Origin of the sequence: Bacillus sp. AM 13(2015) (assembly GCF_001518755.1) — a bacterium.
Lineage (GTDB): Bacteria > Bacillota > Bacilli > Bacillales > Bacillaceae > Bacillus > Bacillus safensis.
Genome location: NZ_LKCP01000047.1, coordinates 77,914 through 88,257, shown reverse-complemented (window position 1 = coordinate 88,257; position 10,344 = coordinate 77,914). Strand labels below are relative to the sequence as shown.

The following is a 10,344-nucleotide window of genomic DNA, read 5'->3' as shown; positions in this document are numbered from 1 at the left end:
CCTTAAAGGAGAAGTATCAATCAAGCACACTGGAACAGGTGTTTCTGAAAGCTTCAATGTTAAGTGATAGGGGTGCACATTTTGATGAAATCATTAATCATTTCTAAAATGATGCTTAAAATGTGGCAGCAGGAAATGTATAAGCTCTTTGATACTCAAACCAAGCGGATCACTGTGGTCTTATTCTTTTTGTTTGCCGTCACAATGGGGGCCATTATCGGATATAGCTTTACAGGTGTCTTTATGAAGGCTTTCTTAAATGGAGATGAACGGTCACTTGGATTACTCGTTGTCTCAATGGCAATCAATGCTTCTATTTTTACAAGCTTGTTATTCGTTTTGATCAAGGTCAGAACACCTGAACAAGACCGGTTTTCTATGCAGCTCAGCTGGTTTCCGCTCTCTACCTTTCAGAAAAGTTTTGGATACTTCATTCCGATGGTGACAGTGGTGACAGGACTTGTTTTATTTTTTATCGGTATTCTGCTTTTACCTAATTTTATTGCCCAGGGAATAGGTATTTTCTTTATCTTTACTTTCTTTTTGATGGTGCTTTTGCAGTCGCTCTTTGTCTTAATGCTCCTGCAGTTTATTTACAATATCACTTATTTACTCGTTTTGAAATTAAAATTACCGTTGCAAAAATTTGCAGCGATATTTGTTTTATTGGCACTCGTTGTTGCGTATGGATTGACGCATTTTGATATTAGCCAAATTCAGCAATCATATCTACAGTTTGATTATCATTTGATGTATTTTACAGCACCGTTTTTCTTAGCGGCACAAGGAATGTCTCCTGAAGGGGTGAATTATGCCATCTTGATTCTGTTCATCCTTTTATCGGCAGGCGGCGCATTTCTTTCTCTTGCGATGATGCCGATTATGGCAGAGAAAAAAGCGTTAACCTTTTTACACAAGCTGCCATTCTCTTCTTCAAAAAAGTGGTCACTTATTGTGAAGGAAATGAAGTCACAGGTACGGAATGAAGAAAACATTTTAAACTTTCTTATTCTTCTCATTGTGATCTTATTCGTTCGTTATCAATTTGGATTCCGCTTTGAACAAGAAGCGTTTTTTGTTCTATGTGCTCTTGCTGGATTAACAGCCTTCAATTCGTTTGGCAATGATAAACGAATGCTGGGGATGTATAAAACATTTGGCCTGAGATCATGGGAAGTGGCTTTGTATAAGTTTATCGGCCTTCTGCTTGTTGGTGTACTGCAAATTGTTTTATTCATGCTGACAACGCTGACGCTTCCTGATCAATTTTGGCACGCGTTGATTGGTGCCGCTGTCTTATGCAATGCCACTGCGCTCTTTTATATAGTAGGTATTTTACTTCCTCTTGATCGAAACAATCCCTACACAGGCATATTTTCATTTGGAGCGCTTATTTTACTCATGATTCCGATTGTTTTTATTGGAAACTATGTCATAGGGGCATCGAGTCAAACGCTTCAATGGCTGCTTGTCGCTGCATTTGAGGGTCTGCTCATCTTTGCCATATACAAAGGTTTTTCATGGAGGTATTCACATGATTCAACTTCTTAACAATAAACTAAAGATTGAGCGGGTACCGGAACTAGCTCCGTATGTGAGCTTACAAAAGAGGCATCTCACGGATACGCAGTATGGAAGCACACTCCCGATCAATGAAAGTGCCTATCATATGTTAACGAAAGTGGACGGTAAAAGGACAGAAGCGAGTATTACAGCAGAGCTCGCCGATTTATTTCAGGTCGATGAGTCGGTGATTGCTCGTGACTTTTATCAGCTGATGACGGGATTGAATCAGCATCACTTGCTGTCCATTCATTATCATTCACCGTATCGGATTGTGACAGCCTGCTGTCAATTTTTCAAGCAGTATCAAGTCAAAATGAAGGAACGATTTGATTGTACTGGTCACTCGTTCCTTCACATTTTTGGAACGGCTTTGCTCATGGTGACGCGTAAAATCATCTTTTTCTGGATGCTTTTCATGGTCATGGCAGGGCTCGCTTTTTTATTCATTCCTGATCCATCGATTGCAGCCATTGCGATTTATTTTACGATTATATATTTCGGGTTAATTACCGGAACTGCCTTACATGAGGCGGCACATGGCTATGCGCATCGAAAATTTGCAGGGCGAGATGGTCCTCAAGGCTTTTTTGCGAGTGACATGATGTCAGTGAAGTTTGTAAGACCCGTGTTAGATCCGTTTCAGAAAAAGCAGGTGTGGATCACGCTGCTTGGACCGCTCGTTCCCGGTGTGATTGGCGCAGCAGGCATCATTGTGACCATTTTATTTCTAAAAGAAAATCCGGTTTCAACAGGTTTTTTCATTTTTTCAATCTCGTATTTTATCCAATTACTCTATCTTCTTCCGTTTATGGGGGATGGTAAATCCATTATGAAGCAGCTATTGCTTGGGGGAATGGGAGGACAACGATCATGAACGTACAGGCGATGAAACAAGGCGCAATAGTTGGTGGTTTTCTAGGGTTCTTAGGCTTTCCGATGCTGACAATCGGCGTATTGTTCTATCATTTATTTCAATCAAAAACGAATGATGCTTTATTATTTAACAGTCTCGCTTTTGAAATGGAAGGCTCGTCCGCATTTACTTTTCAGATCAAGCCAAACTTTTTTATTTATATGATTGTGATTTTTGCTGCGAGTTTTCTCATTGTGGCATGCCTATCAGCAATAAAGCAGAAAAGAGCGAAAGGTTAGGAGAATTCTCCTAATCTTTTTTTGTATGAAAAACCAAATTTTAGAATAATAAGAAATAAAAAACATCAAAGGGGATCACAATGTTTAAAAAATGGAGCATTCTTTTATTCACAGTTTTTCTATTAGCAGGATGCGGCGAGAAGGCTGCAGAAACAACGACAACCGAAAAGACGGTTTCGACAATAAAAACAGAGCCTGCTACTAAAAACCAAGTAACCATCGAACAAATGAAACTCTCAAAAAAAGAAAAAAACTTACTAGAAGCAGCAACGACTAATGAAAAGGTGGCTCTGACACTGAAAGGATTAACGAAGAAGAACAAGAGTATTACGTTTATCGGGAGCCATTACAAAAATGGCCGATTAGTGAATAAGGAAGCATCATCTGCTACCTTTACTTTACACCAGAATGGAACCGACCAAACGGTGAATGTACTTCTTCAATTACATCATGAGAAAGATACATATGAATCACAATTTAGTATTTGGTCAGATAAAAAGAATGATGGGATGACGAAAGCGACATCAAGCTTTCCGTTCAAAGTAAATGATTATGTTTTTTCTGCACAATCTGAATCTGTCAAAGTTGCTTCAGGGGGAAAGGCACTAATTGCATATACTGCAGCAATGGGGAAAGAAGGAAATGCACCAATGCTTGACGTAATTGAGAAGAATCCAAAGCAAGCGCTGAAAAATAAGTCACATGCATACTTATTTTATATCCAGCTAGATAAATAACTATCGTAATATATACGGTGAATATGAATTTTTTTGACGAAAAATCTTCATATTCTCTTGACGAATTGTTAAGAAAGTTGTAACATAATAAAAGTCAACGCGATGACGTTGCTTTTAAAAAATTGATGCGGGTGTAGTTTAGTGGTAAAACCTCAGCCTTCCAAGCTGATGTCGTGAGTTCGATTCTCATCACCCGCTCCAATACATAATTTTGTTTATAACGCAGTATTTCGTTTCATAGATAAACGAAGTGTTGCGTTTTTTATTATGTCAGTATAATGTGAAAAAGCACTGTCAGGCTACAGTGCTTTTTCAATGAGTTCATATTTGCTTTCTCCCCCATGTATTTGTACAAACATCTTCGTCAAGGATTGAATAAGAGCTTCACTCTTTCCCGGGAAATAGATGGAGGGAAAAGGATGATTTGAAGAATGTTCTTTGTGTCTGGAGAAATATGTGCTGTACTTGCTTGAGAAAATAATCTATTCAGTCCTGCGCCGTCCTGCCATTCGATGTGACCAGCCTCATGTTTTGTCAGTGAAAGCGGTCCTTTGATGCGATCGGCATCTAATGTCAGGATGGGTAAGAAATATTTTAGTGAGAAAAATATCGACAAATCCTGTACGGAATTGGTCGAGTCAATAAATTGTTCCTTTTGGATATCAGAAAGAAGTGAAAGGAAAGGAACATCTTTTAAAAGATCCGTCCATTCTTTGATGGCTGGTACTTCTTCTAAGACTTTATCTTCGTATTCAAAAAATAAAGATTCTTGAAACAGGCGTAAGCGGCCTTTTAACATTTGAGGTGATGTGCCAACTTCAATATGCGAATATTCAATCTGCCCAACATGGATAGACGGGTTTTGAGGATGAGAAATTTCCATATGTATCTTCACAGTGACTCACTCCAATCGGTCATGATACACTCGTATTATACTGAAAACAACAGAAGAAACAAAGAAAGGAGGTTTGCAAGGTGATTCATGTTGGAGAATTAAAAGAAGAATTGATTCAATATGCGAAAGAAATTGGTGTCGATAAAATTCGATTTGCAAGTGCCGATACATTTGATTCATTAAAGGACCGCCTCATCTTACATGAATCGTTAGGGTATTTGTCAGGTTTTGAAGAGCCTGATATTGAAAAACGAACAAACCCTTCTTTGCTGCTTCCGAAGGCCAAATCAATTGTTGCGATAGCGCTCGCGTACCCTTCCAAAATGAAAGATGCTCCACGAAGTACAAAGGATGCGAGAAGGGGGATCTTTTGCCGGGCTTCATGGGGAACAGATTATCATGTCGTGCTGAAAAAAAAGCTTGATATGCTCGAAGAATTTTTGCGGAGCAAGCATGTCGATATACGGACAAAATCAATGGTGGATACAGGAGAATTGTCTGATCGTGCTGTAGCAGAACGTGCTGGCATTGGTTTTAGTGCAAAGAACTGTATGATTATCACGCCAGAGTTTGGATCCTATGTGTATTTGGCTGAAATGATCACAAATGTCCCGTTTGAACCGGATGAGAAAATTGAAGACCAGTGCGGAACATGCAATAAATGTGTGGATTCGTGTCCAACAGGTGCGCTTGTGAATCCCGGACAGCTGAATTCTCAGCGGTGCATTTCATTTTTAACGCAGACAAAAGGGTTTTTACCTGACGAATTTCGTTCGAAAATAGGAAATCGATTGTACGGGTGCGATACGTGTCAAACTGTCTGCCCGATCAATAAAGGAAAAGATTTTCATCTGCATCCTGAAATGGAGCCGGATCCTGAAATTGCAAAGCCGCTGTTAAAGCCGCTTCTGACGATCAGCAATCGTGAGTTTAAGGAAAAATACGGTCATGTTTCAGGTTCATGGCGGGGGAAAAAGCCCATTCAGCGGAATGCAATTTTGGCACTCGCTCATTTTAAAGATACATCTGCCTTACCAGTGTTAATTGAGCTGATGCATAAGGACCCAAGACCGGTCATTCGGGGAACGGCTGCTTGGGCGATTGGCAAAATTGGCGATGATCAGAAGCTCCCAGAGCTGGAAAAGGCTCTTGAGCGAGAAAGTGATGAAGAAGCGAAAGAGGAGATTGTGAAAGGGATTGAGCTCCTGCAGACACCTTTAAATACTAAATAACATCCCTGTGAACATAGAATGAACCAAACAGAGATTTTAAAAAATGTTTGGTGGTGTCTGTGTGAAACAATTATTAGAGAAAACTTTAGAAGACAGGCTGGCGTATTTAATCAATGACCGTGCAATCAAGCAGCCGCAGCTTATGTCTGATGTGGAAGCAGTAGAGCGGAAAAAAGAGCTTTTTGCTAGAAGACAGGTTGAAATTGTGAAGGCGAAAGCAAAAACAAAACTTCTCGATTCAGCCATTCAAGATGATGGAGCTCAGCATGTGCAGTACCTTGCTCATCTCACATATGTCTGCAAGGATGTAGACGATTCTTTTTATTTAGAGGAACAGGTGGAAAAAAGAGAAGCATTTCTTTATAACGACATGCTTGTCAAAGATCGGATGATGCTAGAAGAGCGGCAAAGGGAAGAGCTTATGGATGAGCGCTTTCAGACCGAAGAACAATTCGGCAGAGCTTTTCACTATGACCGGCGGGCAGCCGTGCAGTATGCGGAGACTTACTGGAATAAACGGAATCCAGCCTATAAAAATTTTGAAGATAACTGTACAAATTTTATTTCACAATGTTTGAAAGCAGGGAATGCGCCAACAAGAGGATATCCGAACCGCGGGTCTGGCTGGTGGGTGCGTCCGCATACGTGGAGCTATAGCTGGACGGTAGCTCATGCGATGAAAAATTATTTAGCGAATTCGAAAGCGGGTTTGAGAGCAAAGAAACTCAAAGAACCACGCGAGCTTCAAATTGGAGATATCATTTGCTACGATTTTGAAGGTGATGGAAGGTATAATCATACAACCATTGTTGTTGATCATGACAAAGGCGGAATGCCTCTTGTGAATGCACAGACGTATGACTGCCGCATGCGTTATTGGTCATACGAGGATTCGACCGCCTATACACCTGCTATTCGATATATGTTTTTTCACATTTTGGACGATGCCGCGAAAGGTAGTTAGTGGTATAATGTTGAGCGGAAAAGAAAATTAGAGGTGAACTTTTTTGGGACTTCATGTCGTTTTATATCAACCAGAAATTCCAGCTAATACTGGAAATATTGCGCGTACATGTGCAGCAACAAATACAACCCTTCATCTGATTCGTCCGCTTGGTTTTTCGACAGATGACAAAATGCTGAAGCGTGCAGGACTCGATTATTGGAAATATGCCAATGTGGTCTATCATGATTCACTTGATGAATTGTTTGAGGCTCATCCGAAGGGGCAATTTTTCTATATCACAAAATTTGGCCAAAAGCCGCATACGACATTTGATTACTCTCAGCTGGATGAAGACTATTTCTTCGTCTTTGGCAGAGAGACAAGTGGATTGCCAAAAGATTTGATTGAACAGAATATGGATCGTTGTCTTCGTTTACCGATGACAGAGCATGTTCGTTCCCTGAATCTGTCGAATACGGCAGCCATTCTTGTATATGAGGCACTTCGCCAGCAGCAATATCGCGATCTCATATAAGATCATGATAAAAGCGAGATACTGATCTCGGCTTTTTTATGTGAGATAAGATACAGACAGATGAAAAATATGACTTAATTATACTTTTTTTGACATGTTAATATAAATAGGTAGTATGATAGATTGTGATGACGTTTTCAAAAAATGATGAATCCATTAGGAGGAGTAATGAGATGAAAAAGCTACTGATCACTAGTGCCATCAGCTCAGCAATTTTAATGGGGACGATTCCAGTCAGTATTCCAGGACTCTCTCAGACGCAGGAGATAGAAGCAGCGCAGCTATCAAAAGGGATTGGCGGGCGTACTTATATCAATAGTAACGGATCCATATTGGTCACAAAAATTCAGCTCCCTCCCGCAATGAGTGTGTCAAATGGTACAGCTTATATTTATTCTGGATTCACAGGTTCAAAGGAAGCGGATATTGGGCTTCAATACAGTCCAACCTATAATGTGTGGAAACCTACGATGAAAGTAGGAGCAAATAATCAAGAGACATATATCGAAGGAAAAAACGACTTTACGTATACAAAGGGATTTAAACCTGGAAGTACTGTTCAAATGACGATTTATAAAAATTTGAATGGGCATACAAGAGCGACGTTCTGGGGTACAAATAATGTTGGCTATACCGGCCGCATTATTACAGAAATTCAAAACTCAAACATTGGCGCTGTGACTAAGTGGAAACTACTGTCGACGGTAGCAGTAACTGACGATATTTATCGAAAAGACATCCGTGCGAACTTCTCTACTCGTTTTACTGACATCACATTAGATAATCGTGCCGTCACACCTGTGGTCGATACGCAAGACTTTACGAAGGTTCAGGTGTCAGGGAATACAGTGAATATGCAAGTGCTGAAAACAACGAACTAAATGAAAAAAGGATGTTCCGCAAATGGAACATCCTTTTTTTCATTTCCCAGGCTTGCCTTCGTAGCCAGCAGTGAAAATGGATACTAAAAACGTAATGATGACGCCCATCATAATGACCGTTCTCATATAAGCTCCCCCTTATCCCTTTGTCCGTTCGCTGCCTGTTTCATATGATGTGAAGTTCACCTTGAAAAGCAGGAGAAGAAAATCATTTTTCTCCTATTTTTCCTTTATTATGAAGGGTCTTGCGGATGGTTGTCAATTCAGTTTGCCAATTCGTCATTTTGAAGAACGAAAGCATGTAATAGGACGCCTCCGCATAGATTGTAAAACAGTATCTGATTTCTAGCTTCAATCTTGAAAGAGGAGGTTCATATGGATATTTTAAAGAAAATCGAACAGCACAGAGAAGAAGAGCAGCGTCTCAAATGGGAAGGCACATTCAGCGATTATTTAGACATTATTAAGGAAAATCCACTTGTCGCTCAATCTGCTCATTCTCGCGTTTATCATATGATTAAAGACAGCGGGATTGAAGAGGAGAATGGGGTCAGAACCTACAAATTTTTTGATCAGGAGCTGTTTGGGTTAGAGGAATCACTCGAAAGATTAGTGGAGGAATATTTTCACCCTGCTGCAAAGCGGCTAGATGTCAGGAAGCGTATTTTATTACTGATGGGACCAGTAAGCGGGGGGAAATCGACGCTTGTCACTAGATTGAAAAGAGGTCTTGAAGAATATTCACTGACAGATCATGGCGCAGTTTATGCGATCAAAGGCTGCCCTATGCATGAAGATCCGCTTCATCTCATTCCGCAAAATCTGCGGGAGGATTTCTATAGAGAATATGGGATTCGTGTGCAGGGGAATTTGTCGCCTCTGAACATGATGAGACTGGAAGAGGAATATGGCGGCAGAATTGAGGATGTAAGGGTCGAGCGGATCTTTTTCTCTGAAGATAAACGGACCGGCATTGGTACCTTTAGTCCGTCTGATCCGAAATCTCAGGACATTGCCGATTTAACAGGAAGCATCGATTTTTCAACCATTGCCGAATTTGGATCAGAGTCAGATCCCCGTGCGTACCGCTTTGATGGAGAACTCAATAAAGCAAACCGAGGGATGATGGAGTTTCAGGAGATGTTAAAGTGTGATGAGAAATTTCTATGGCACCTCTTGTCATTAACGCAGGAAGGAAATTTTAAGGCAGGGAGATTCGCCTTGATTAGTGCAGATGAATTGATCGTCGCCCATACGAATGAAACCGAGTACCGGTCGTTTATTTCAAATAAAAAGAATGAGGCTTTGCATTCAAGAATTATTGTGATGCCAATTCCTTATAATTTAAAGGTCACAGAAGAAGAACGCATTTATCATAAAATGATTTCAGAAAGTGATGTCTCAGATGTGCATATTGCCCCGCATACGCTGAAGGTAGCAGCAATGTTCTCCATTTTGACGAGATTGAAAGAGCCGAAGCGTTCTGATATTGATTTGGTGAAAAAAATGCGTCTGTATGACGGAGAAAGTGTCGAAGGCTTCCAATCGGTCGACATTGATGAGATGAAAAAGGAATTTCATGATGAAGGGATGAGCGGAATTGACCCGCGTTATGTAATCAACCGAATTTCATCTACCATCATTCGAAAGAATATGGAATCGATCAATGCTCTGGATGTCCTGCGCTCCTTAAAAGAAGGGCTTGATCAGCATCCATCTATCTCCAGCGAGGACCGGGAGCGTTATTTGAATTTCATCTCAGTCGCGCGAAAAGAGTATGATGACATTGCGAAGAAGGAAGTGCAAAAGGCATTTGTGTATTCCTATGAGGAGTCCGCGAAAACGCTGATGGATAATTACTTGGATAATGTTGAGGCTTATTGCAATAAAAACAAGCTGCGTGATCCGTTAACAGGTGAAGAAATGAATCCTGATGAAAAGCTCATGCGTTCAATTGAGGAGCAGATCGGCATTTCTGAAAACGCCAAAAAAGCATTTAGAGAAGAAATTCTGATTCGTATTTCGGCTTATGCGAGAAAGGGAAAACGCTTTGATTATAATTCGCATGAGAGATTGCGAGAGGCCATTCAGAAGAAGTTGTTTGCCGATCTAAAAGATGTGGTGAAAATTACGACATCGACGAAGACACCGGATGAACAGCAGCTGAAGAAGGTCAACGAAGTAGTGGCTAGATTGATTGATGAGCATGGCTATAATTCAACAAGTGCAAATGAACTTTTAAAATATGTAGGCAGTCTTCTGAATCGTTAATAAATGAAGGAGGCATTATTGGCGCATCAGCACCGGTAATGTCTTTTTTAGAAATGATCGTCAACTTGGATGACGAGCAGCATAGGATAAAGGAATCGATGGTTAGAAGAATTGTGGAAAAAGGTGAGG

At 40.5% G+C, this 10,344-nt stretch carries 10 protein-coding genes, 1 tRNA gene and 1 pseudogene; 11 read left to right on the top strand and 1 reads right to left on the bottom strand.

The genetic code is table 11. The features are described from left to right. The 6 genes and pseudogenes from AOQ70_RS20130 to AOQ70_RS06925 form a co-directional block, all read left to right on the top strand. Positions 1-107, top strand: a pseudogene (locus AOQ70_RS20130) (ABC transporter ATP-binding protein); the annotation flags it as partial. Beyond that, the gene (locus AOQ70_RS06945; RefSeq protein ID WP_059375358.1) at positions 85-1,551 is read left to right on the top strand and encodes a hypothetical protein; all 1,467 of its coding nucleotides are present in this window, start codon (positions 85-87) and stop codon (positions 1,549-1,551) included. The pseudogene AOQ70_RS20130 and the gene AOQ70_RS06945, both read left to right, overlap by 23 nt. Continuing rightward, on the top strand, positions 1,535-2,440 hold the full coding sequence (locus tag AOQ70_RS06940; protein WP_059375355.1) for a PqqD family protein: 906 nt from the start codon (positions 1,535-1,537) through the stop codon (positions 2,438-2,440). The genes AOQ70_RS06945 and AOQ70_RS06940 overlap by 17 nt, the downstream gene beginning before the upstream one ends. Next, positions 2,437-2,718, top strand: a complete 282-nt coding sequence (locus AOQ70_RS06935) for a hypothetical protein (protein WP_041089539.1) — start codon at positions 2,437-2,439, stop codon at positions 2,716-2,718. The genes AOQ70_RS06940 and AOQ70_RS06935 overlap by 4 nt, the downstream gene beginning before the upstream one ends. Before the next feature lie 80 nt (positions 2,719-2,798). Then, the gene (locus AOQ70_RS06930; protein ID WP_059375353.1) at positions 2,799-3,455 is read left to right on the top strand and encodes a hypothetical protein; all 657 of its coding nucleotides are present in this window, start codon (positions 2,799-2,801) and stop codon (positions 3,453-3,455) included. A 127-nt stretch (positions 3,456-3,582) separates the two neighbouring features. Beyond that, a tRNA-Gly gene (locus tag AOQ70_RS06925) sits at positions 3,583-3,656 on the top strand. A 163-nt stretch (positions 3,657-3,819) separates the two neighbouring features. On the opposite strand, the gene AOQ70_RS06920 is transcribed toward AOQ70_RS06925, so the two are convergent. Further along, entirely contained in the window at positions 3,820-4,350 is a 531-nt protein-coding gene (locus AOQ70_RS06920; protein ID WP_231730839.1) for a hypothetical protein, read from the bottom strand. Between the two features lie 83 nt (positions 4,351-4,433). Between AOQ70_RS06920 and queG the strand changes: the two genes are divergently transcribed. The 5 genes from queG (at position 4,434) to AOQ70_RS06895 (ending at position 10,215) form a co-directional block, all read left to right on the top strand. Next, the gene (queG, locus tag AOQ70_RS06915; protein ID WP_059375367.1) at positions 4,434-5,582 is read left to right on the top strand and encodes a tRNA epoxyqueuosine(34) reductase QueG; all 1,149 of its coding nucleotides are present in this window, start codon (positions 4,434-4,436) and stop codon (positions 5,580-5,582) included. Between the two features lie 61 nt (positions 5,583-5,643). Further along, the gene (locus tag AOQ70_RS06910; protein WP_059375365.1) at positions 5,644-6,546 is read left to right on the top strand and encodes an amidase domain-containing protein; all 903 of its coding nucleotides are present in this window, start codon (positions 5,644-5,646) and stop codon (positions 6,544-6,546) included. A 43-nt stretch (positions 6,547-6,589) separates the two neighbouring features. Then, positions 6,590-7,063, top strand: a complete 474-nt coding sequence (trmL, locus tag AOQ70_RS06905) for a tRNA (uridine(34)/cytosine(34)/5-carboxymethylaminomethyluridine(34)-2'-O)-methyltransferase TrmL (RefSeq protein WP_034282301.1) — start codon at positions 6,590-6,592, stop codon at positions 7,061-7,063. 173 nt (positions 7,064-7,236) lie between these two features. Beyond that, complete coding sequence (locus AOQ70_RS06900) at positions 7,237-7,944, top strand: YrpD family protein (protein ID WP_039177393.1); 708 nt, start codon at positions 7,237-7,239, stop codon at positions 7,942-7,944. 375 nt (positions 7,945-8,319) lie between these two features. Next, entirely contained in the window at positions 8,320-10,215 is a 1,896-nt protein-coding gene (locus AOQ70_RS06895; RefSeq protein ID WP_024425326.1) for a PrkA family serine protein kinase, read from the top strand. Positions 10,216-10,344: the final 129 nt, after the last annotated feature.